Consider the following 23,733-nt stretch of genomic DNA (forward strand, 5'->3'; position numbering starts at 1 on the left):
CCATGCATAATGAACATAACGAAAATGAGAAGCACAACGAGCTCAATGTCGTGAATGTGTTTGAACCGCAAGTCAATCATGGCTTTGTCTTAACAGAGAAAGAGCGTGAAGAGATTGAAGGTGAGAAACACCATTACGAAGACGCACGTGCTGCCTCAATTGAAGCACTGAAAATTGTGCAAAAAAACCGCGGTTGGGTTGAAGATGGTGCGATCCATGCTATCGCTGACGTCTTAGGCATCCCAGCCAGTGATGTTGAAGGTGTGGCGACATTCTATAGCCAAATCTTCCGCCAGCCAGTGGGTCGCCACATTATTCGCTATTGCGACAGTGTTGTTTGCCATATTACAGGTTATCAGGGCTTAGAAGCTGAAATCATTAAACAGCTTAATATTCGCCCTGGTCAAACAACAGCTGATGGCCGTTTTACATTGCTGCCGACCTGTTGCCTAGGTAACTGTGACAAGGGTCCAACGATGATGATCGATGATGACACTCACAGCTACGTGCAGCCTGAAAATATTCAAAAATTACTGGAGCAGTATCCATGACAAATTCTGTTAATCCAGTGATCCGTACTGCTGAAACTCATCCTCTAACATGGCGTTTGCGTGATGACAATCAGCCTGTTTGGTTAGATGAGTATCGCAGTAAAAACGGATACAAAGGTCTTGAGCGTGCGCTCAAAGGCATGGCACCGGATGAAGTTGTGAATCTCGTAAAAGACGCTGGCCTGAAAGGGCGCGGCGGTGCGGGTTTCTCAACGGGTCTGAAATGGAGCCTGATGCCAAAAGACGAAAACATGAAACTGCGTTACTTCTTATGTAATGCGGATGAAATGGAACCGGGCACCTATAAAGACCGTTTATTGATGGAGCAACTCCCTCACTTGTTAGTTGAAGGGATGATCACAGGCGCTTATGCACTTAAAGCCTATCGTGGTTATATCTTCTTACGGGGCGAGTATGTTGAAGCAGCGCAAAATCTGCGCCGTGCCATCGAAGAAGCCAAAGCGGCGGGTCTGTTAGGCAAAAATATCCTCGGTTCAGGTTTTGATTTCGAACTATTTGTTCACACCGGCGCTGGGCGTTATATCTGCGGTGAAGAAACTGCACTGATTAACTCCTTAGAAGGCCGTCGCGCTAACCCACGTTCTAAGCCACCATTCCCTGCAACATCAGGTGCTTGGGGTAAACCAACTTGTGTCAATAACGTCGAAACTATTTGTAACGTGCCAGCAATTTTAGAGCACGGCGACCAATGGTATATCGATTTAAGCGCAGGTAAGAGTAAAGACGCGGGTACTAAATTAATGGGCTTCTCTGGCCGCGTGAAAAATCCGGGTCTGTGGGAATTGCCATTTGGTACAACGGCACGTGAAGTGTTGGAAGATTACGCAGGTGGTATGCGTGATGGACTGAAATTAAAAGCATGGCAGCCGGGTGGGGCAGGGACAGACTTCCTAACCAACGACCACCTCGACTTACCAATGGATTTCGAAAATATTGCCAAAGCAGGAAGCCGTCTTGGTACTGCATTGGCGATGGCGGTTGATCATGAAATCAACATGGTTTCTTTAGTGCGTAACTTAGAAACCTTCTTTGCCCGTGAATCCTGTGGTTGGTGTACGCCGTGCCGCGATGGTCTGCCATGGAGTGTGAAAATTTTACAAGCGCTGGAAAAAGGCGAAGGGCAACCGGGGGATATTGAAACCCTAGAGCAGCTGTGCCGTTTCTTAGGGCCGGGTAAAACTTTCTGCGCTCACGCACCGGGTGCGGTCGAACCGCTACAAAGTGCCATCAAATATTTCCGTGATGAATTCGAAGCGGGTATCTCGCAAAAAGATCTGCGTAACATTGTGCAGATTGCGGGTATCCAACCCAACCTGCTGAAGCAGCGCTGGTAATTGTTTAGCGATTGAGCAACCGCTAAATAGATTTTTCACGAAGAACGTATTTTTGATTAACGCCTGCTTTATGCGGGCCTTTGGGAAGCATGCTGACTATGGCTACAATATATGTAGACGGCAAAGAATATGACGTAAACGGGTCTGAAAACCTGTTACAAGCCTGTCTTTCTCTAGGGCTAGATATTCCTTATTTTTGCTGGCATCCGGCGCTGGGAAGCGTTGGCGCTTGCCGCCAGTGTGCGGTTAAGCAGTATCAGAACGCAGATGACACACGCGGTCGCCTAGTAATGTCTTGTATGACACCCGCAACGGAAGGGACTTACATCTCTATTGATGATGAAGAAGCCAAACAATTCCGTGAAAGTGTTGTGGAATGGCTGATGACCAACCATCCTCATGACTGTCCAGTCTGTGAGGAAGGGGGAAACTGTCACCTACAAGATATGACGGTGATGACCGGTCATAACATGCGTAAATATCGTTTTACGAAACGTACTCACATTAACCAAGACCTCGGTCCATTTATTAGTCATGAAATGAACCGTTGTATCGCGTGTTATCGTTGTGTTCGTTACTACAAAGATTACGCAGATGGCACAGACTTGGGTGTGTATGGTGCGCATAACTATGTGTATTTCGGTCGTACTGAAGACGGTACACTGGAAAGTGAGTTCTCCGGTAACTTAGTTGAAGTTTGTCCTACTGGGGTATTCACTGATAAAACACATTCAGAGCGCTATAACCGTAAATGGGATATGCAGTTTGCACCCGGTATCTGCCAACAGTGCAGTATCGGTTGTAACACTAGCCCTGGTGAGCGTTATGGTGAAATCCGTCGCATCGAAAACCGTTATAACGGCTCGGTAAACCACTATTTCCTGTGCGACCGTGGTCGCTTTGGTTATGGTTACGTCAACCGTAAAGACCGCCCTCGCCAAGCCGTACTCAATAAAAATGGCGTTAAGCAGGTCATTTCGGCTATCGAAGCGATGCAAAGTGGTGCGCAAATTATCAATCAAGCGAAAAAAGTGATTGGTATCGGTTCTCCACGCGCTAGCGTTGAAAGCAACTATGCATTACGCGCATTAGTTGGAGCAGAAAACTTCTATTCAGGTATTTCTGCGGGAGAGCAACGCCGCTTAGCGCTGATGCAAAACATCCTGCAAAACGGCGGTATCTATACGCCAACATTGCGTGAAGTAGAAGGCTATGATGCGGTACTGGTACTGGGTGAAGATTTAACTCAGACAGGTGCACGTATGGCGTTATCTGTACGCCAAGCGGTGAAAGGTAAAGCACGTGAGATGGCGGCAGCGCAAAAAGTGGCTGACTGGCAAATCGCGGCAATCATGAATATTGGTCAACACGCAAAATACCCACTGTTTATTACCAATGTTGATGATACGCGTTTAGACGATGTGGCTGCCTTCAATTACCGTGCTCCAGTGGCTGACCAAGCGCGCTTCGGTTTTGCTATCGCCAATATGATTAATGGCGAAGCCCCTGCGGTGAATGATTTACCCGCAGACTTAAAAGCCAAAGTTGAAACCATTGCTCAAGCATTAGCTAGTGCGAAAAAACCATTAATTATCAGTGGTAGCCATAGTGCAAGCGAGGCAATGATCCAAGCGGCCGCTAACGTGGCATTCGCATTGAAAGCGAAAGGTGCGAACGTTGGGTTATCTTACTTAGCGTCTCATGCAAATAGTTTCGGTCTGGCAATGATGAATGCACAGCCATTAGACAGCGCTTTAGCTCGCATAGAAGCGAACGAAGCGGATGTGGCTATTGTTATCGAAAACGACCTGTACCGTCACAGCAGCGTGGATGCAGTCAATAGCGCATTAGCGAAATTGAGCCACTTGATTGTAGCGGATCATCAGCAAACCGACATCATGGATAAAGCAACATTAGTTCTGCCAGCAGCAAGTTTTGCTGAAGCAGACGGTACGTTGATTAACCAAGAAGGTCGTGCACAGCGTTTCTTCCAAGTCTTCGACCCAACGTATTACGATAAAGCTATCGTGATGAACGAAAGCTGGCGCTGGATGCATTCACTGCAAACTGAAGCGCAAGAGCGTGATGCGGATTGGTCGCAACTTGATCACGTTATCGCAGATTGTGTTGCCGCAATGCCACAATTCTTGGGTATGGTAGATGCTGCACCAAAAGCGTCTTTCCGTATTCGTGGTCAAAAACTGGCGCGTGAACCACATCGTTACAGTGGTCGTACAGCGATGCTAGCAAATCAATCTGTTCATGAACCTCGTCAACCGCAAGATATTGACTCTCCATTTGCTTTCTCAATGGAAGGGAACAACAGCCCAACCGCGCCACGCCAGCAAATTCCATTTGCATGGGCGCCGGGTTGGAACTCACCACAAGCCTGGAACAAATTCCAAGCCGAAGTGGGGGGGCACCTGTTATTTGGTGACCCGGGTATCCGTTTGTTCAATTCAACAGAAGGTAAATTGGCTTACTTCACTGAAATTCCAGCGGCTTATCAAGCCAATGAAGCTCAGTGGGTTGTCGCACCTTATTACCACCTGTTCGGCAGTGATGAAATGTCACAGCGGTCAGAAGTAATTCAAGAGCGTATGCCTGAGCCTTATATCATGCTGAACACGCAAGATGCTGCGTCACTCGGCCTGTCAGCAGGAACTAAAGCGGAGTTTAGCCATGCAGGTCAAGTGTTTAACTTGACTGTCCGCCTAAGTAATCACCTGTCTACAGGTCAAATTGGCTTACCGTTAGGAATGCCAGGTATCGCACCTTCAATGGCTGGCGTGTCAGTCAATAATCTGCGGAGGGGAGCATGATGGATTGGATTTCTCCTGAAGTGATGGAAGTATTAATTTCCATCCTTAAATCTGTCGTCATTTTATTGGTTGTTGTGACTTGTGGGGCATACATGAGTCTGGGAGAGCGCCGTATTCTCGGTCTGTTCCAGAACCGTTATGGCCCTAACCGCGTGGGTCCGTTTGGGATGGGCCAGTTAATCGCGGATATGTTCAAAATGCTGTTTAAAGAAGACTGGATCCCGCAGTTTGCTGACAAGAAAATCTTTACGCTTGCACCAGTGATTGCGTTTTGTTCACTGTTCTTAGCATTTGCCATCGTCCCTGTTAGCCCGACTTGGCATGTTGCAGACCTCAATATCGGGATTTTATTCTTCCTGATGATGGCGGGTCTCGCTGTCTATGCGGTGTTATTCGCAGGTTGGTCAAGTAACAACAAATACTCATTATTAGGTGCGATGCGTGCGTCAGCACAAACCGTGAGTTACGAAGTGTTCTTAGGCCTTTCTTTAATGGGTGTGGTTGCACAAGCAGGTTCATTCAACCTGATTGATATTGTGAACTCCCAAGAAGGCATGTGGAATATTATTCCGCAGTTCTTTGGTTTTGTGACTTTTGCGATAGCGGGCGTTGCGGTATGTCACCGTCATCCGTTTGACCAACCGGAAGCAGAACAAGAGATTGCGGATGGTTACCACGTTGAATACTCAGGTATGAAGTTTGGTTTGTTCTTCGTCGGTGAGTATATCGGTATCGTAACGGTTTCTGCACTGATTGTGACGCTGTTCTTTGGTGGCTGGCATGGTCCATTCCTGCCGTCATTCTTGTGGTTTGCTATCAAAACTGGCTTCTTCATGATGATGTTTATCTTGATCCGTGCCTCTTTACCGCGTCCACGTTATGACCAAGTGATGTCTTTCGGTTGGAAAATTTGCCTGCCGCTGACACTGCTTAATCTGCTGGGTACTGCAGCAGTGATTTTATACAACGCTCAGTAAGGGGTGATTGAACCATGACATTGAAAGAGTTATTGGTCGGTTTCGCCACCCAAGTACGTAGTATTTGGATGGTCGGCCTACATGCGTTCGATAAACGCGAAACGCAAATGTATCCAGAAGAGCCGGTTTATCTGCCACCCCGTTACCGTGGTCGTATCGTGTTGACGCGCGATCCAGACGGTGAAGAGCGTTGTGTTGCATGTAACTTGTGTGCGGTAGCTTGCCCTGTGGGTTGTATCTCACTGCAAAAAGCTGAACACGAAGATGGCCGCTGGTACCCTGAATTTTTCCGCGTTAACTTTTCGCGCTGTATTTTCTGTGGTCTGTGTGAAGAGGCTTGCCCTACCACGGCAATCCAATTAACACCTGATTTTGAAATGGCCGATTGGAGACGTCAGGATCTGGTTTACGAGAAAAATGACCTGTTGATTTCAGGTCCGGGTAAATATCCTGATTATAACTTTTACCGTAAATCAGGTATGGCGATTGCAGGTAAAGACAAAGGTGAAGCGGATAACGAAGCGAAACCTATCAACGTCAAAGACCTGTTGCCATAAGGAGCGATATTCATGGAATTTACATTTTATATCGCCGGTCTAGTTGCCATTTTAGCAACTTTAAGGGTGATAACGAATACAAATCCGGTGCATGCACTGTTGTATCTGGTTGTTTCTCTGCTGGCTCTGTCAATGGTGTTTTTCTCCCTCGGCGCGTATTTTGCTGGGGCGTTGGAAATCATCGTATATGCAGGTGCCATTATGGTCCTGTTCGTGTTCGTCGTGATGATGCTCAACTTAGGGCGTTCTGTTCAAGAACAAGAGCGCGCTTGGTTGACGCCGAAAAACTGGATTGGCCCTGCGGTGTTATCCGCGGTTTTATTGGCTATCTTAGTTTACGGCATTACCTCGTTGTCTTATCAAGAAGGCATTGAGGGCACCATCATTGGGGCGAAAGAAGTGGGAATTAGCCTATTTGGGCCGTATGTTCTGGCTGTCGAATTGGCATCTTTGTTATTACTCGCAGGTTTAGTGGTAGCATTCCACGTTGGACGTGACCGTAAAGAAAACGGCGCTGACCTTGTCAGCATCGAGAAGGCGGAGGAACAAAAATGATACCTCTAGAACACGGTCTGATTTTAGCGGCGATTTTATTTGTGATGGGGCTCAGTTGCCTTGTTATTCGCCGTAATCTGCTTTTCATGCTGATCGGACTGGAAATCATGATTAACTCAACTGCACTGGCATTTGTGGTTGCAGGGAGTTTTTGGGGGCAGCCAGACGGCCAAATTATGTATATATTGGCAATTACATTGGCTGCAGCGGAGGCGAGTATTGGATTGGCGTTGTTACTGCAACTCCATCGTCATCGTCAGAACCTGAATATTGATAAAGTCAGTGAGATGCGCGGATGAACCTACTCTATTTAACTATTCTGTTGCCTTTACTGGGGTCGGTGCTGTTAGCCTTCTCTCGTGGACGCTGGTCAGAAAACGTTTCGGCCATTATTGGTGCGGGGTCGGTTGGCTTAGCGGCCGTCGTCGCATTCTATGCTGGCAATGAATTTTTAGCTCAAGACGCAGGTAGCGTATTCATCCAGCCACTTTGGACTTGGATGTCTGTCGGTACCTTTAATATCCCATTCACTCTAATGTTAGATGGCCTGTCACTGACCATGTTAGGTGTGGTAACGGGTGTGGGCTTCCTTATCCACGTATATGCATCTTGGTATATGCGTGGCGAGGAAGGTTACTCACGTTTCTTCGCTTACACTAACCTGTTTATCGCGAGTATGGTGGTCTTAGTCCTCGCTGATAACATGATGCTGATGTATCTCGGTTGGGAAGGGGTAGGGCTGTGCAGTTACCTGTTGATTGGTTTCTATTATACCAATCCAGAAAACGGTAAAGCCGCAATGAAAGCGTTCTTTGTCACGCGTATCGGTGATGTATTCCTCGCAATTGGTATGTTTATCCTGTGGAATGAGCTCGGCACATTGAATTTCAGCGAAATGGCGGTGTTAGCACCTCAGAAATTTGCTGAAGGTTCGAGTGCGATCAATTGGGCAACCTTAATGTTATTAGGTGGCGCAGTCGGTAAATCAGCACAGTTACCATTGCAAACGTGGTTGGCAGATGCGATGGCGGGTCCTACGCCAGTTTCAGCATTGATCCACGCCGCAACCATGGTAACGGCCGGTGTGTACTTAGTGGCTCGTACCCACGTTCTGTTCTTATTAGCGCCAGAAGTTTTACATCTAGTTGGCGTTGTGGGCGCAGTGACATTAGTACTGGCAGGGTTTGCTGCACTGGTTCAAACCGATATCAAGCGTGTGCTTGCTTATTCCACGATGAGCCAAATCGGTTATATGTTTTTGGCTCTCGGTGTGCAAGCTTGGGATGCTGCGATTTTCCACCTGATGACGCACGCTTTCTTTAAAGCACTGTTGTTCCTGTCAGCAGGTTCAGTCATTTTGGCATGCCACCACGAACAAAATATCTTCAAGATGGGTGGGCTGCGTAAGCAAATTCCATTTATCTACGCTGTGATGTTAATCGGCGGAAGCGCGCTGGCAGCATTGCCACTGTTTACCGCAGGTTTCTACAGTAAAGATGCAATTTTGTGGGGTGCACAGCTTGATGGACAAACTGTGTTGTTGTGGGCAGGTATCCTCGGTGCATTAATGACCGCAATTTATACCTTCCGTATGATTTTCATCGTGTTCCACGGTGAAGCAAAAATCAAAGCGCATAAGGTTAAAGGCATCACTCACACATTACCACTGGGCATTTTGGCTATCCTTGCAACGTTTGTTGGTGCATTAATCCACCAACCACTCGAAGGGGTATTCCCTGCAGAAGCGGCGGGCAGTGAAGACGGTAAAGTCTTACTCGAAGCGATTTCTGGCGGGTTTGCTATCGCTGGTCTATTAATTGCGGTATTCCTCTACCTGTTTAGACGTTCAATAGTCGATGCTATCGCGAAAACTGCGGTGGGTCGTTTCTTCAGCGCATGGTGGTACCAAGCGTGGGGCTTCGACTGGCTGTATGACGTAGTCTTTGTAAAACCGTTTAAAGGTATTGCATGGCTACTGGAAAGCGATCCGATTAACTCTCTGATGAATATCCCTGCACATCTTTCACGTTGGGCAAATAAAGGGCTTGCAGTGAGTGAAAACGGCCAAATCCGTTGGTATGTTGCCTCGTTGGGGCTGGGTGCAGTGCTGATTCTTGCTCTGCTGCTTTTGGTTTAATTAAGGGACACATTGCGCCATGCTATTACCCTGGCTAATACTCATTCCCTTCATCGGAGGCCTGCTAAGCTGGCAGGCTGACCGGTTCAGTCATCGCGCACCGCGCTGGATTGCACTGGCGACGATGGGAATAACATTAATACTCTCCGTGCAATTGTGGTTAGAAGGGAATTACTCTCTTGTTAATCCACAAGGGATTCCACAATGGCAATCTGTTTTCTTTATGCCGTGGATCCCGTCACTGGGAATTGACTTTCATTTAGCTATTGACGGTTTATCACTGCTGATGGTCGTATTAACGGCTATCATGGGGGCTTTCTCGATTCTGAGCTCTTGGAGTGAAAACCAGAAGAACCAAGGTGCGTATCACTTTAACCTGCTGTGGATTATCACAGGTGTGATGGGGATTTTCACCGCGGTTGACTTGTTCTTATTCTTCTTCTTCTGGGAGATGATGCTGATCCCAATGTACTTCCTGATTGCCAATTGGGGGCACAAAGGGTCAGAAAACAGACAACATATCAAAGCCGCGACTAAGTTCTTTATCTATACGCAAGCAAGTGGCTTGATCATGTTGGTTTCCATCATTGGATTGGCACTAGCGAATTACAATACTTCAGGCGTATTAACATTCGATTATAACCAACTGTTAGGCGCAGAACTGTCTAGTAACGTTGCGTTTATGTTGATGTTAGGTTTCTTTATCGCCTTTGCCGTTAAAATGCCACTGGTTCCTTTCCATGGTTGGATGGCAGATACCCAAGAACAATCGCCAACAGCGGGTTCCGTGGATATCTCCGGTATCATGCTAAAAACCGCAGCATACGGCCTGTTACGCTTTACTTTGCCTCTGTTCCCTGAAGCCTCTATCCAGTTCACGCCAGTGGCGATGACGCTGGGTGTGATCAGTATCTTCTACGGCGCATGGTTGGCATTCAAACAAACGGATATCAAACGTCTTGCAGCGTACAGTAGCTTATCCCATATGGGCTTTGTGACAGTCGCTATTTACGCGGGTTCAACCTTGGCCTACCAAGGTGCTGTAGTTCAAATGATTACCAACGGTTTGTCTGGTGCGGCACTGATTATCATTAGTGGCCAACTGTATGAACGTACGCAAACGCGTGATATGCGCATGATGGGTGGATTGTGGAAACGCATTAAATGGTTACCAGGAATGTCCCTGTTCTTTGCTGCGGCAACGCTAGGAATGCCAGGTACAGGTAACTTCATTGGTGAATTTATGATCCTGTTTGGCAGCTTCAGCCAATTCACGTTAGTGACTTGTATTATGGTCTTTGGTGTGGTGTTTGCGTCTATCTACTCACTGTGGATGATGCAACAGACCTACTACGGTACACCTAAGTCTGAAAAAGAAATGAAAGGGTTAACGGCGCGTGAGTTTGGTGTGCTGCTGGCTCTGGCTGTATTACTGGTTATCATCGGTTTCTACCCGCAACCAATTTTAGATACATCAATTGGTTCGATGGAAACATTGCATAACCTGTATTCTGCTTCACTTACAACATTAGGGCTGTAATTCGCCATGACAATAACTCCTCAAGAACTGATCGCAATACTACCACTGATGATCGTCGGGTTGACGGCGGTGGTTGTGATGCTGTCCATTGCGTGGCGACGCGATCACCTTACCAGTGCCGCGCTGACAGTATCTGGCTTTGTTATTGCGTTGCTTTCACTGATTTGGGTAGCCGACGGCTACCTAATGGATGTGACTTCGCTTATCCGTGTTGATGGCTTTGCGCTGTTCTATAGTGCATTAGTCCTGATTGCAGGTATCGGTACCAGCATCTTTGCCTACCACTGGCTGGAAGGTTTTGGCGACAATAGAGATGAATTCCACTTGTTAGTTGCTATCGCGGTGGCAGGTGGTGTGCTGTTATCTATGTCAAACCATATGGCGTCGATGTTTATCGGTATTGAACTGATTTCATTGCCACTGTTTGGCTTAGTTGCCTATACCTTTGAGCGCAGTCGCACATTAGAAGCTGGGATCAAGTACATGCTGTTATCTGCAGCAGCGTCTTCATTCCTGTTATTCGGAATTGCGTTACTGTATGCGGAATCGGGTAGCTTAAGCTTCGCAGCTGTTGGTCAAAGTCTTTCTGATAACCAAATTCACGCCCCATTAGTGATGATTGGTTTCGGTATGCTCATTGTTGGTTTTGGCTTTAAACTGTCACTGTTTCCATTCCAACTGTGGACACCAGACGTTTATCAAGGTGCGCCTGCACCTGTATCAGCTTTCTTAGCAACGGGTAGTAAAATCGCTATCTTTGCCGTATTAGTGCGTATCTTTTTGGAAGCACCAATTGCCAACAGCAATACGTTAGCGATTGTGATTTCAGTGATTGCCATAGCATCTATCTTGTTTGGTAATTTACTGGCTATCACACAAAAAAGCGCAAAACGCTTGCTGGGTTACTCATCTATCTCGCATATGGGTTATTTACTCGTTGCCCTTGTTGCGTTACGTATCGACCCAGTAGCGTCACAAGTGACTATCGCAATCTACTTAGTGGGTTACTTGTTTGCAAGCTTAGGCGCATTTGGTGTTGTGAGTATCGTTTCCAGTCCTTATCGTGGTGATGACCAGGATGATTTCAGTGCATTCCGTGGGCTGTTCTGGCATAAACCCGTTCTAGCAACGGTAATGACTGTGATGATGCTGTCGCTGGCGGGTATTCCAATTACATTAGGATTTATTGGTAAATTCTATGTGATTGCATCTGCGGTGAATGCAGAGTTATGGTGGTTAACAGGAACTGTAGTGGTTGGTAGTGCAATTGGTTTATATTACTACCTAAGCTTTATGGCTAGCCTATATAGCCGTGATGCAGAACATGCAGAACGTTATACAGGCCCTGAAAAAGCAACGTTAGGGACCGTTGTTGCTGTTATTTGCGCCATTGCGGTTATTGTCTTTGGTGTATGGCCACAACCTCTTATTGATATGACATCAACAGCACTTGCTGTGATTAACTAATAGGCCAAAATTTCCTATAGTTGATAAACCGGCTACTTTTGAGTAGCCGGTTTTTTTTAATCAGGTAACTGACGCTGATATTGGTATTCCATATCATCTAAAAAAGACATTAGTACTTGGCTTGCGGTATTGATCTTTTGAATATTCACTGTTTTTTCAGACGATTTTTCATTAATAAAATGGCACCATTCCCACCAATAATTCTTAATGAGGCCTATCTGAGTAATAATTGATAATTTATGTGAATCTATAGCGGTGATTTGTTCTGATAAGAGCATGAGTTGAGAAAGCTTAAATATTGTTTTATCAATGTGATTAACTTCTTCCTTTAATTCTAAAATTTGGTTTCCTAAATCTAGCCTGACCTCTACAAGTTGCGCAAATTCTAAACCATCATCAATGACTGATAATAAATTTTTAATAAAAGCAATGGCTGACTTTAATATTTGCTTTTTATTTGTTGGCATATCAATTGAGTCAATTAACTCATCATTTAACAAATGTTTTTTTAAGAAATCAGTGATTTTAGATTTTAAGATGATATCTTCTGCTGCGGTAATAACGGAGTGTTGCTGATTGATTTCGTTTATTTTTAGCATTTTACTATTTTTGGATGTGACTAGGAGTTCTTTTTGTTCTGCGTATTGCTGTAGTTTATGTTGGTTGCTTTCTTCCACATGAATGAGTGATAGAGAGTCGGTGGTGTAACTGAATTTGGTAATTATTCTTTCTAGCTCTAATTTAAAATCAATTAAATCTTCAATAAAGCTTGTGACTAAAATTCCGTCAGGTATATTTGTATTTTCACTATTTAATTCACTTTTTAAAATATAATTTAATTTTATTTTTAGCTTCGGTATCGAGTTTCTGATTGTTTCATTTATATTGAAAGTCTTACTTGCAATTTTTTGTATCTTTCCGTGTATGATAAAGTCATAATGTATTATATTTTTATTAAATGCGGAAATTTCATTTGACATATGCCTTAACTGATAAATATCAATGGAGGGCAATATCGGTAAATCAAGCTTATCTTGCATATGAGTACCTTTTATTGAGGGGGGGTGCTATTTGGTTGAATTTGTTCAAATAACGTTATTAAATGTGTAGAGTATTCTTGAATGGTATACCAGGATGTAACAATTCGTTTGAAGTGAGTAATGAATTTAATAAGTTTATCAGCGTTATTGATTTTTTTGAAAACCTCGATTGATTGGGTTATTTCAGTTAGGAGGACAAGCCACATATAATCTAAATGGTCAACGGCTAACCGTGCATCTTTAAAGAAACCATCGATTTTATGGAGGTTAATTTGAATATCAAAGATAACTTTTTTGATGAGTTCTTCTTTGTTAATTTGATCGTTAATTGATTTTATTTCTGCTAATGTTTCATTTTTTATTGCTCGAATTTTTTCAGCTTTCGAGCCAAAAATACTACCAGTAATAATGAGACCGATGACACCACCTGCTAAGCCGGTGAAGCTGAGTTTTACAAAATGTGAATACTCTTGTTCTAATTGCTGTAGTTCCTGTTTTTTCGTTTTAAGTAATTCTTGTAAGTAGGTATCTGTAATTTCATTATCAGTAGTTTCAAGTTGATTATATAGCCCTTTAATATTAAACAATAATGATTCAACGTGTTGATAATTAGATAGATACCCACCTGTAATATGTACTCTAAAATCTGAAATGATATTTTTAATATTACTTGTCTTAATGGATTGCTCCTTAATATCATCTTTAATTAATTGTAAGATATTAGTTAGTTCAGTCGCTATTTGTTGGTCATCGCTTTGATAAAATATTTCATCTAACTCACTTTCATTAATATCATTCAAACTGTCTGATACTCTTTTCAATATAGGCATATGGTTTATATATTCAATAATCTGCCCTCCTGTATGTATAATGTTTCGGCTAACTAGAGATAGGTTGACAGATTGCTCTTTAACATGTTGCTCGACATTATCCCAGGTATTGGCATGATCTCGAATATTGATAATGGTATTAATTAATTCGTCTGTATCTATTGGTAAAGTGGTTGATGAGGTAATACCAAACCATTTTAGAATATCATTTTTTTTCCAAGGCAAAGAAAGAGAGAAGTAAACATGGCGATGTATGCTAATTAAATCGTCTAATGTAAAAATACCGACTTCGCGGGTTGAAAGAGCATCTTGATTCGTTAATAAAGCTAAGGTTGTATGGCCTATATGCTCTTTTTCAATAATTCTGTCGTAATTTTCTTTTGTATTCATTTTAAAATCCATGTTGATTAAGTTAAGGATTGAACACTAATTTGTATTAGCACTATTGTATGGTTGAGTTACCTATTTATTGTAAATAAAAATATAAATTTCATATTTGTTAACCTACTAGAAATTGGCTGAAAGTTTTATACTAAAAAATGAAAAACAGAGCTAAAAAATAGCACTTTGAACAAGTCAATACATGTTTAAAATATTATTTTGTATTATATATATTTAGAAATCATCTATAGTGATACTAAATTAAATAACGCATAAAAATATGATGATAATTAAAATTTACGGTGGTTTTACTTTTTAGGGCTAAATAGAATTGTAATGGAATATAGGTTTGCAGCTTAAATATAACTATGTTTCAAAATGGAATTCTTATTGGATGAAAATGAAGCAATTTCGAGAGGAAGGAAAGAAGAAAGGGGATAAAATCACATTTTCCATTAATTAAATGAATGGAATGACGTGTAATATATATAATAAGCTATACTATCAACAACCTGAACCTCTATTCGTGTAACAAGGTTGGTTTTGATGTGATTTCTCTTGACTATCGTCATTTGGGGCATAAGCGATAATTATAGTGATGTACTAAAAACAATTTGTTTATTGCAGATAATCTGTTTTTAGTGCTTAACCGGTGACATAGCATTTACTGTTAGTCATCAATGTATTAAAAAATGGTTTTGCGCTATATAATAACGCGTAGTGAATTTGTGTGATGTAGCAGTGGGAATCTAAAGTGAACTATAAAAAAATTGATCAACTGATAACTGAAATTTTGGATCATTTGTCTACATTGACACTAAAAAACCAAGAGTTTATTCGTTTTGTTTGGCAATTGGATGCGCAGACCGCTTTCCCTGGTCTTTCATGGCTATCAGTGCAAGAAAGCTACCCTCAATTTTACTGGTATCAACGGACGGGAGCTGAAGAATGTAGTGCTCTTGGCATGGTGAAATCTTTTGATTCGATAGATAAGGCTCAAGCTTTTTTATCGCAATACCCTGATATACCAGAAATGCGCCTATGGGGGCTTAATGGGTGGAATGCCGTCGGGGATGGGATCCCTGACGAGATAAAACGTCAAGCAACATTTTGTTTTTTACCTCGTATTGAAATTCATCGACTACGTTCAATGATTAACGTTAGCATCAATATAGAAGGTGAAGAAGATCGCTTAAATGCCATTCATCTTTTACAGCAATTAAAATCCGCTTCTCAAGTGACATTGGCACTGAATGCGGATATTACTGCGCAAGAACATATTCCTACTCATGATGAATGGTGCCGTTTATTAAATTGCGCTATTGATGATATGAAGTCAGGGAAAATGGAAAAAGTGGTTATGGCAAGGGAAACAAAACTCACCCTGTCTAGACCCATTGCGGTTGCTCAGTTTTTAGCACAAAGCCAGCAAGTGAATCATCATTGCTACCATTTTATGATGGCCTTCAACGCGCATTCTGGTTTTATTTCTTCAACCCCCGAGCGTTTATATTTACGTCAAGATGGCCAATTAAATTCTGAGGCCTTAGCGGGAACCGTCGCTAATGACCCTGATGATGCAGTCGCAGCAGAGTACGCTAAATGGTTGATGGAAGATAAAAAAAACCAACATGAAAACTTAGTGGTTGTTGATGATATTTGTCAACAATTGCAAGGGGCAGTGACTGGGGTAGATGTGTCTTCAGCAAAAGTTATTCGTTTAAGAAAAATTCAACACCTTTATCGTTCAATTGTTGCAACGCTAATCACCCCTTCTGATAGTGATTGTTTACAACGCCTCCAACCTACCGCTGCCGTGTGTGGTTTGCCACGAAAAGTCGCTCGGCAATTTTTAGCCAAAAATGAACCTTTTTCTCGCGGCTGGTATGCAGGAACGGGTGGTTTTATGAGCTTAAATAAAAGTGAATTCGCGGTATCTCTACGTTGTGCGCAAATAGAGGGTGCACAGGTCTCATTATATTCAGGCGCTGGTATTGTCAGTGGCTCAGACCCAGAGCAAGAGTGGATAGAAATTGAAAATAAAGCGGCTGGGCTAAAGTCTTTATTTGAAAATAACGAAAAACCATAAAATAAAAATGGTTATTTTCTTTTTTATTTCAATTAGTTCATCAAAAATTGTCCTGAGATCAAGAAATTTATTTCAGCCAGTCTAAACTAATTGATAACTAATAATTTGCTGAGCATATTATGTCGAATTCTGCTTTTAACCTCCGTTGGGCTGAAGTGATTATCGAAGCACTGTCTCGCCACGGAATGAAACACATCTGTATTGCGCCTGGTTCGCGCTCAACACCCTTGACCCTTGCGGCGATTAACCATGGTAAATTGCATTGCCATACGCATTTCGATGAGCGTGGTTTAGGGCACCTAGCTCTAGGTTTAGCAAAAGCCAGTCATGAGCCTGTAGGGGTTATCGTTACCTCTGGTACAGCTGTTGCAAACCTTTACCCTTCATTAATTGAAGCCGGTTTAACAGGGGAAAAGGTGATTTTTCTTACCGCTGACAGACCGCCAGAATTGATTGATTGCGGTGCTAATCAAGCTATTCGGCAAACACATATTTTTGCGTCTCACCCCTCTCAATCATTAATGTTGCCACGGCCGACGCAAGATATTTCAGCGAAATGGTTGGTCACCGCGATTGATAATGGCATGAACCAGTTACACCATGGTGGCTTTCATATTAATTGTCCATTTGCAGAGCCACTATATGGTGAAATGGATGGGGAATATGAGTGGCAGCAAACACTTGGAGAATGGTGGAATTCTTCTCACCCGTGGTTAACTGAGCCATTAACCCATTCCGTCGCATTGGTTGCGGATTGGTATTTTTGGCGTCAGAAAAAAGGCGTTGTGATTGCAGGGCGAATGACAGCGAGTGAAGGGGAGTTAGTTGCAAAATGGGCACAGGAACTTGGATGGCCAGTACTCGGTGATGTGCTGTCTCAAACCGGACAACCTTTTCCATGTGCCGACTTATGGCTACAACATCCAGAAACTCAGTCTATTTTAAAAGATGCGGAATTAGTCATTCAGTTTGGTTCAAGCTTAACGGGAAAACGGCTCTTACAATGGCAAGCCAATTGTGAGCCGCAAGAGTATTGGATTATCGACTCAATACCTCAGCGGTTAGACCCAGCCAATCATAAGGGAAGAAAATTAACCTGTTCAATCAAGGGTTGGCTAGATAACCATCCTGCACAGCCGAGAAGCTTGTGGTGTGAGTCGCTGCCCACTTTAGTGCAAAAAACTCAACACCATGTGCGCCAACGCTTACAAGCGCAGTTTTCAGAAGCCGCAGTTGCACACCAATTACCTGAACTGCTGCCTCCACGAGGCCAACTATTTGTTGGCAACAGCTTAATTGTCCGTTTGGTAGATGCACTAGCACAACTTCCATTGGGCTATCCTGTTTATAGTAACCGGGGCGCGAGTGGTATTGATGGTTTGATTTCTACCATGGCAGGTGTTCAACGGGCAACAGCATGGCCAACATTGGCTATTGTTGGGGATATTTCTGCACTATATGACTTGAATAGTTTGGCTTTGTTGCGTGAGCCTTCAGCACCCACCGTTCTGATCGTGGTGAATAACAATGGTGGGCAAATTTTTTCTATGTTACCTACACCAGACGAAGCAAGACAAAACTATTACTGTATGCCGCAAAATGTCAGTTTCGAGCCCGCGGCGAAAATGTTTGGCTTACAATACTGTGCGCCGACAGACTGGACAACACTAAAAAATACCGTTCAACAATTTTGGCGCCGTCAACAGGGCACATTGCTGGTGGAATTGCAGGTGGCAAGTGATGAAGGCGCCCGTACGTTAAAACAACTATTGAATGAAGTTGTGGAACTGTAATGTTATCTGCCCATAGACATAATTCAGTCTCATCTGCTCCTTGGGTCATCTGGCTGCATGGCTTGTTAGGTAGTGCCGATGACTGGCTACCTGTGATTGAACAAACACGTGCTTTTCCATCGTTAGCGGTGGATTTACCAGGGCATGGCGGTTCTCACTCAGAGCCATGCCAAGGTTTTTCACATTTTGATCAACAACTCAGCGCTCTTTTACATTATCATCAAATTAATGAATACTACTTGGTTGGCTATTCACTCGGTGCTCGGTTAGCGATGCATTTTGCCTGTCACTATCAGCCTAACGGATTATTAGGTTTAGTGATTGAGGGGGGCAATGTGGGATTAGTCAATGAACAAGAACGAGTTGCTCGGGCGGCTAATGATAAGGCATGGGCACAACGTTTTCGTTCAGAACCCATCGAAGAAGTGTTAGATGATTGGTATCAACAAGCTGTATTTGCTGATTTGTCGACCACTCAGCGCCAACATTTAATTCAGTTACGTCGGCAAAATAACCCGCACAGTATTGCTGCTATGCTAGAAAATACATCATTAGCAAAGCAACCTTTCTTGGCGGACAAATTGCATCAATTGACCTGTCCTTATCGTTATTTTTGTGGCGAAAAGGATAAAAAGTTTCGAAGCGTTTCGCAACAATATGAATTACCGTTAACGCTAATTGAAAATGCAGGGCATAATGCGCATCGGGAAAACCCAATGGGCTTTGTAGCTGCACTACACCATTTTTTATCACACTGTGGTTAAAGGAATCTGATAATGATTTATCCAAGCGAAGAAAAATTATACGCACCAATTGAATGGCAAGATTGCTCTACAGGGTTTGAAGATATTCGCTATCATAAATCTCCTGAAGGGATTGCAAAAATTACGATTAATCGTCCAGAAGTGCGTAATGCTTTTCGTCCACAAACCGTGAAAGAAATGATCCAAGCTCTATCTGATGCACGCTATGATGACCAAGTTGGAACTATCATTTTAACGGGTGAAGGTGAAAAAGCATTTTGTGCCGGTGGTGACCAAAAAATTCGTGGCGACTACGGCGGGTATCGTGACGAAAGTGGTACTCATCACTTAAATGTATTAGATTTTCAACGTCAAATTCGTACTTGTCCAAAACCTGTGGTGGCAATGGTCGCCGGTTTCTCTATCGGTGGTGGTCATGTGTTACATATGATGTGTGACCTGACTATTGCTGCAGATAACGCAATCTTTGGCCAAACTGGTCCAAAAGTTGGCTCATTTGATGGTGGCTGGGGTGCGTCTTATATGGCACGTATTGTTGGGCAGAAAAAGGCACGTGAAATCTGGTTCCTGTGCCGCCAGTATAATGCACAAGAAGCGTTGGATATGGGGCTGGTTAATACTGTCGTTCCTTATGCTGACTTAGAAAAAGAGACTGTGCGTTGGTGTCGTGAAATGCTAGAGAACAGCCCAATGGCATTACGTTGCTTGAAAGCCGCCTTGAATGCAGATTGTGATGGTCAGGCTGGCCTGCAAGAGCTCGCAGGTAATGCCACTATGTTGTTCTATATGACAGATGAAGGGCAAGAAGGCCGTAACGCCTTTAATGAAAAACGTGCTCCAGACTTCTCTAAATATAAGCGTAATCCATAATGCGTAAAGCCCGTATTTATTCGTTCAGCCTGCCGATGGAGGCAGGCGTTATCCTTCGCTATCAGCGACTAAAAACGCGTGATGGGCTTTTAGTCTGTTTACAAGATGGGGATAATGAAGGTTGGGGAGAAATTTCGCCTCTACCTGAATTCAGTCGTGAAACATTAGAAGAAGCAACCGCAGAAACTATTAAGCGACTGAATGAATGGGTGAAAGAAGGCAAAATTTCTAATAGTTTATTACCCTCTGTGGCTTTTGGTTGCAGCTGCGCTCTAGCGGAGCTGGCAGGGGAGCTTCCTGAACAAGCGGATTACCGCAAAGCGCCTTTATGTAGTGGTGATCCTGACGATTTAATCTTAAGCCTTGATGCAATGGAAGGTGAGAAAGTCGCTAAGGTTAAAGTCGGTCTATATGAAGCGGTACGTGATGGTATGGTGGTTAACCTGTTACTAGAGGCAGTTCCAGAACTGAAACTGCGTTTGGATGCGAATCGCAGTTGGACCCGAACAAAAGCCGACGGTTTTGCTAAATATGTTAATCCAGACTACCGTAGTCGTATTGCGTTTTTAGAGGAGCCGTGTAAGACCCGTGAAGAGTCACTGCAATTTGCAGCAGATACTGGCATTAGTATTGCTTGGGATGAAAGTGTACGTGAGGAAGGCTTTATGGTAGAAGCGCAGGAAGGGGTTTCTGCGATAGTCATTAAACCGACCCTGACAGGCAGCTTGTCATATTGCCGCTATTTAGTGGAAGAATCACATCGCTTAGGGTTACAAGCTGTGATTAGCTCATCCATTGAAAGTAGTTTTGGTTTAACACAACTTGCTCGTGTAGCGCATTGGCTAACGCCAAATACCATTCCAGGCTTAGACACGGTATCACTTATTCAATCTCAATTGGTACGGCCTTGGCCACAATGTGATATTCCGCTTCAGCAGTTAGATGATTTAACGCTTGTATGGCAGAGTTAGCACAATTTAAAGATTGGCCTTGGCAACACTGGGCCAATCTTCGTCCGAACTCAATCGCTCTAGTCACAGAGTCCCAAAGTATGACTTGGGAAAGTGTAAGCCAACAAATTACTGACCTTAGAACTTACTTTTTAATGCAAGGCGTAGAGCAGGGGCAGTGTATTGTTTTACATGGAAAAAATTCAGTTGAATTATTACTGAGTCAGCTGGCACTTATTGCTTGTGGGGCTCGTGTTTTACCATTAAATCCCCGCCTCCCAGAACGGTTGTTAGCAGAATTATTACCTCATCTTAATGTTAGCTCAGTTATTGATTTTACTGATGAATCAAATCTGTTAGCAAATTATCGTAATTTAGATTATCAACTTTATTACCATTTTATTAGTGATGAAGAGGTTGCTCCGGTTATTTTTCAAGAGGTTATTCAGCAGCCCGCTACGTTGATTTTAACATCGGGATCGACAGGCCTACCTAAAGCCGCTGTTCACAGTGTCGCTGCGCACTTAAATAGTGCAGCAGGTGTTGTTAATCTGATGAATTACCAGCAAGGAGATTGTTGGTTACTATCGCTGCCGTTATTCCATGTATCTGGTCAGGGGATTGTTTGGCGCTGGCTTCTTAAAGGTGGCTCACTTGCGGTCAAAAATCTTCCTTTGGCTCAAGCATTGCATGAGGTCACTCATGCCTCTTTAGTTCCGACCCAGTTATGGCGTTTATTAAATGATAAATCAGTGACTAATATCGCATTGAAAGCCGTTTTATTGGGAGGAGCGAGTATTCCTTCAACCTTGACGGATCTGGCTCAACAGCATGGTATTGCTTGTTGGAGCGGCTATGGGATGACAGAAATGGCATCTACGGTTTGTGCGAAACGGGCAGACGGTAAAAAAGGTGTCGGTTTACCCTTAAAAGGCAAGCAAGTTCGTCTTGTGGATGATGAAATCCAAATTCAATCAGATAGTCAGGCTCTGGGTTATTGGTTTGATGGGCAACTTCACCCATTAAATTGCCTAGATAACTGGTTTAAAACCAACGATAAAGGGACTTTTATTGATGGGGAATATCAGGTTGTTGGTCGTCTAGATAATTTATTTATTAGTGGCGGGGAATGTGTTCAACCCGAAGATATCGAATCAGTCATAAATTCACATCCTGATGTCAGCCAAAGTTTTATTATACCTATTGATGATGTGCAATTTGGGCAACGTCCTGTCGCGGTTATTGAAGCAAATGAGTCAGTGGATTTAAATCAGCTGGCGGATTGGTTAAAAGATAAACTCGCTCCATACCAATATCCTATGGCATTTTATTATTTAGACCCTGAATTGAAAGCAGGGGGAATAAAAGTGTCTAGGCAACAAGTGAAGAAGTGGTTGTTAGCGAGAATAAAAGAATAGGGCGAAATAGTGGCGGGGTTATCCCCACCACTTAATGACTTACACTATTTTAGTGCTTTTAGCGCTTTTTCGACACCCGCACCGTATTCAGGGTGAACTTGTTTAAATAACTCGATTTGGCGCACTTGTGTGGCTTCAGTAGCGTCAATCAGTTCACCGGCAATACGTTTAAACATACGTTGGTGCTCGGCATCATCTAACAACTCATATAATGCACGTGGCTGGCTGAAATAATCTTGGTCTTCGCGGTGATCCCAATGGTCAGCAGCACCTTCAATAGATAATGGTGGTTCGCTAAAGTCTGGTTGTTCTTGGAATAATCCGGCTTCATTTGGCTCATAGGTCACATGGTTGCCGCTATTACCGTCAACACGCATTGCCCCATCACGGTGGTAATTATGGAACGGGCAACGTGGGGTGTTTACTGGGATTTGGTGATGGTTGACACCAAGACGATAACGATGAGCATCGCCATAAGAGAACAGGCGGCCTTGTAACATTCTATCTGGCGAGAAACCAATACCCGGAACCACGTTAGCAGGGCTAAAAGCGGCTTGTTCTACGTCAGCAAAATAGTTGTCTGGATTACGATTAAGTTCAAAATAACCGACATCAATTAATGGATAATCTTTGTGTGGCCATACTTTGGTTAAGTCAAATGGGTTATAAGGAACTTGAGAAGCTTCTTTTTCTGGCATAATTTGCACTTGCAAATTCCAGCGTGGGAAATCCCCTTTCTCGATGGATTCAAACAGATCTCGCTGTGAACTTTCTCTATCTTTACCCACTAACTGCTCAGCCTGTTCATCAGACAGATTTTGAATACCTTGTTGGCAACGGAAATGGAATTTGACCCAGAAACGTTCATTGTTACTGTTGATGAAACTATATGTATGGCTACCAAAACCATGCATATGACGGTAACTTTGTGGGATACCACGGTCACTAGCATCAATGGTTAACTGGTGTAAAGATTCAGGTAATTGGGAGAAAAAGGCCCATTTATGTTCCATTGTACGCAGGTTAGAGCGAGGGTCACGTTTAACTACGTGGTTTAAATCAGGGAATTTTAATGGGTCACGGAAATAGAATACAGGGGTGTTGTTACCCACCATATCCCAGTTACCTTCTTCAGTATAAAACTTTAATGCGAAGCCACGAATATCACGTTCTGCGTCGGCAGCTCCACGTTCGCCTGCAACGGTAGAGAACCGAGCGAACATTTCTGTTTTTTTCCCTACTTCAGAGAAAATTTTTGCACGAGTATAGCGGCTAATATCATGGGTTACGGTAAAGGTACCGAAAGCACCAGAACCTTTTGCGTGCATACGTCTTTCAGGGATTACTTCACGGTCAAAATGGGCAAGTTTTTCTAAAAACCAAACATCCTGTAATAACATTGGGCCACGTTTACCCGCTGTCATGACATTATTATTATTGGCGACTGGGGCGCCTGAGGCGGTAGTAAGGCCTTTCTTTTTCATCACAATGCTCCTTTGTTTGGATTAAATGACTACACAAACCTAACTAATAAGTTAATATTTTGTAAAAAATAAAAAACACGACTACAACAAACTTGTAATTCAGTATAGTTATTATGGAATTGATTATCTAATTAATATAACCAATTACTGTGA

General features: G+C 43.3%; 19 protein-coding genes. 16 read left to right on the forward strand and 3 right to left on the reverse strand.

Going from position 1 to position 23,733, the window contains the following annotated elements:
• The first annotated feature begins 2 nt into the window (after positions 1–2).
• The 10 genes from nuoE to nuoN all read left to right on the forward strand — a co-directional run bounded on the left by nuoE (position 3) and on the right by nuoN (position 11,961).
• The gene (gene nuoE, locus M1F26_RS07740; protein WP_036958085.1) at positions 3–551 is read left to right on the forward strand and encodes an NADH-quinone oxidoreductase subunit NuoE; all 549 of its coding nucleotides are present in this window, start codon (positions 3–5) and stop codon (positions 549–551) included.
• Complete coding sequence (nuoF, locus tag M1F26_RS07745; RefSeq protein WP_004259820.1) at positions 548–1,906, forward strand: NADH-quinone oxidoreductase subunit NuoF; 1,359 nt, start codon at positions 548–550, stop codon at positions 1,904–1,906. The genes nuoE and nuoF overlap by 4 nt, the downstream gene beginning before the upstream one ends.
• Before the next feature lie 89 nt (positions 1,907–1,995).
• A complete protein-coding gene (gene nuoG, locus M1F26_RS07750; protein ID WP_180359542.1) occupies positions 1,996–4,728 on the forward strand; it encodes an NADH-quinone oxidoreductase subunit NuoG in 2,733 nt (910 codons plus the stop codon).
• A complete protein-coding gene (nuoH, locus tag M1F26_RS07755) occupies positions 4,728–5,705 on the forward strand; it encodes an NADH-quinone oxidoreductase subunit NuoH (protein WP_004912244.1) in 978 nt (325 codons plus the stop codon). Before nuoG ends, nuoH begins: the two co-directional genes overlap by 1 nt.
• Before the next feature lie 14 nt (positions 5,706–5,719).
• Positions 5,720–6,262 carry an NADH-quinone oxidoreductase subunit NuoI gene (gene nuoI / locus M1F26_RS07760; RefSeq protein WP_004259834.1) on the forward strand — a complete coding sequence of 181 codons (543 nt, stop codon included), beginning with the start codon at positions 5,720–5,722 and terminating at the stop codon, positions 6,260–6,262.
• Between the two features lie 12 nt (positions 6,263–6,274).
• Entirely contained in the window at positions 6,275–6,817 is a 543-nt protein-coding gene (nuoJ, locus tag M1F26_RS07765; RefSeq protein WP_004912236.1) for an NADH-quinone oxidoreductase subunit J, read from the forward strand.
• On the forward strand, positions 6,814–7,116 hold the full coding sequence (gene nuoK, locus M1F26_RS07770) for an NADH-quinone oxidoreductase subunit NuoK (protein ID WP_004259841.1): 303 nt from the start codon (positions 6,814–6,816) through the stop codon (positions 7,114–7,116). The genes nuoJ and nuoK overlap by 4 nt, the downstream gene beginning before the upstream one ends.
• On the forward strand, positions 7,113–8,954 hold the full coding sequence (gene nuoL / locus M1F26_RS07775) for an NADH-quinone oxidoreductase subunit L (protein WP_140172579.1): 1,842 nt from the start codon (positions 7,113–7,115) through the stop codon (positions 8,952–8,954). The genes nuoK and nuoL overlap by 4 nt, the downstream gene beginning before the upstream one ends.
• Before the next feature lie 19 nt (positions 8,955–8,973).
• Complete coding sequence (gene nuoM / locus M1F26_RS07780; RefSeq protein WP_110591909.1) at positions 8,974–10,494, forward strand: NADH-quinone oxidoreductase subunit M; 1,521 nt, start codon at positions 8,974–8,976, stop codon at positions 10,492–10,494.
• Positions 10,495–10,500: 6 nt separating this feature from the next.
• Entirely contained in the window at positions 10,501–11,961 is a 1,461-nt protein-coding gene (nuoN, locus tag M1F26_RS07785) for an NADH-quinone oxidoreductase subunit NuoN (RefSeq protein ID WP_094962296.1), read from the forward strand.
• A 56-nt stretch (positions 11,962–12,017) separates the two neighbouring features.
• Here the strand turns inward: nuoN and M1F26_RS07790 are convergent, their stop codons facing one another.
• Positions 12,018–13,001, reverse strand: coding sequence for an alpha-xenorhabdolysin family binary toxin subunit B (locus tag M1F26_RS07790; protein WP_004259854.1), 984 nt, complete (start codon positions 12,999–13,001; stop codon positions 12,018–12,020).
• 11 nt (positions 13,002–13,012) lie between these two features.
• The gene (locus tag M1F26_RS07795) at positions 13,013–14,221 is read right to left on the reverse strand and encodes an alpha-xenorhabdolysin family binary toxin subunit A (RefSeq protein ID WP_180359541.1); all 1,209 of its coding nucleotides are present in this window, start codon (positions 14,219–14,221) and stop codon (positions 13,013–13,015) included.
• A 745-nt stretch (positions 14,222–14,966) separates the two neighbouring features.
• On the opposite strand from M1F26_RS07795, the gene M1F26_RS07800 reads away from it, so the two are divergent.
• From M1F26_RS07800 to menE, 6 genes are all read left to right on the forward strand, one after another.
• The gene (locus tag M1F26_RS07800) at positions 14,967–16,301 is read left to right on the forward strand and encodes an isochorismate synthase (protein ID WP_140172577.1); all 1,335 of its coding nucleotides are present in this window, start codon (positions 14,967–14,969) and stop codon (positions 16,299–16,301) included.
• 119 nt (positions 16,302–16,420) lie between these two features.
• Positions 16,421–18,094: a 2-succinyl-5-enolpyruvyl-6-hydroxy-3-cyclohexene-1-carboxylic-acid synthase gene (menD, locus tag M1F26_RS07805; RefSeq protein ID WP_140172576.1), complete on the forward strand. Its 1,674-nt coding sequence runs from the start codon at positions 16,421–16,423 to the stop codon at positions 18,092–18,094.
• A complete protein-coding gene (gene menH / locus M1F26_RS07810; RefSeq protein WP_140172575.1) occupies positions 18,094–18,858 on the forward strand; it encodes a 2-succinyl-6-hydroxy-2,4-cyclohexadiene-1-carboxylate synthase in 765 nt (254 codons plus the stop codon). Before menD ends, menH begins: the two co-directional genes overlap by 1 nt.
• A 12-nt stretch (positions 18,859–18,870) precedes the next feature.
• Entirely contained in the window at positions 18,871–19,728 is an 858-nt protein-coding gene (gene menB / locus M1F26_RS07815; protein ID WP_004259866.1) for a 1,4-dihydroxy-2-naphthoyl-CoA synthase, read from the forward strand.
• Positions 19,728–20,699: an o-succinylbenzoate synthase gene (menC, locus tag M1F26_RS07820; protein WP_004259867.1), complete on the forward strand. Its 972-nt coding sequence runs from the start codon at positions 19,728–19,730 to the stop codon at positions 20,697–20,699. Before menB ends, menC begins: the two co-directional genes overlap by 1 nt.
• On the forward strand, positions 20,687–22,096 hold the full coding sequence (gene menE / locus M1F26_RS07825) for an o-succinylbenzoate--CoA ligase (protein ID WP_153673328.1): 1,410 nt from the start codon (positions 20,687–20,689) through the stop codon (positions 22,094–22,096). Before menC ends, menE begins: the two co-directional genes overlap by 13 nt.
• A 44-nt stretch (positions 22,097–22,140) precedes the next feature.
• On the opposite strand, the gene M1F26_RS07830 is transcribed toward menE, so the two are convergent.
• Positions 22,141–23,580, reverse strand: coding sequence for a catalase (locus M1F26_RS07830; RefSeq protein ID WP_180359540.1), 1,440 nt, complete (start codon positions 23,578–23,580; stop codon positions 22,141–22,143).
• Positions 23,581–23,733 lie beyond the last annotated feature (153 nt).

The organism is Providencia sp. PROV048, assembly GCF_033688165.1.
GTDB lineage: Bacteria > Pseudomonadota > Gammaproteobacteria > Enterobacterales > Enterobacteriaceae > Providencia > Providencia hangzhouensis.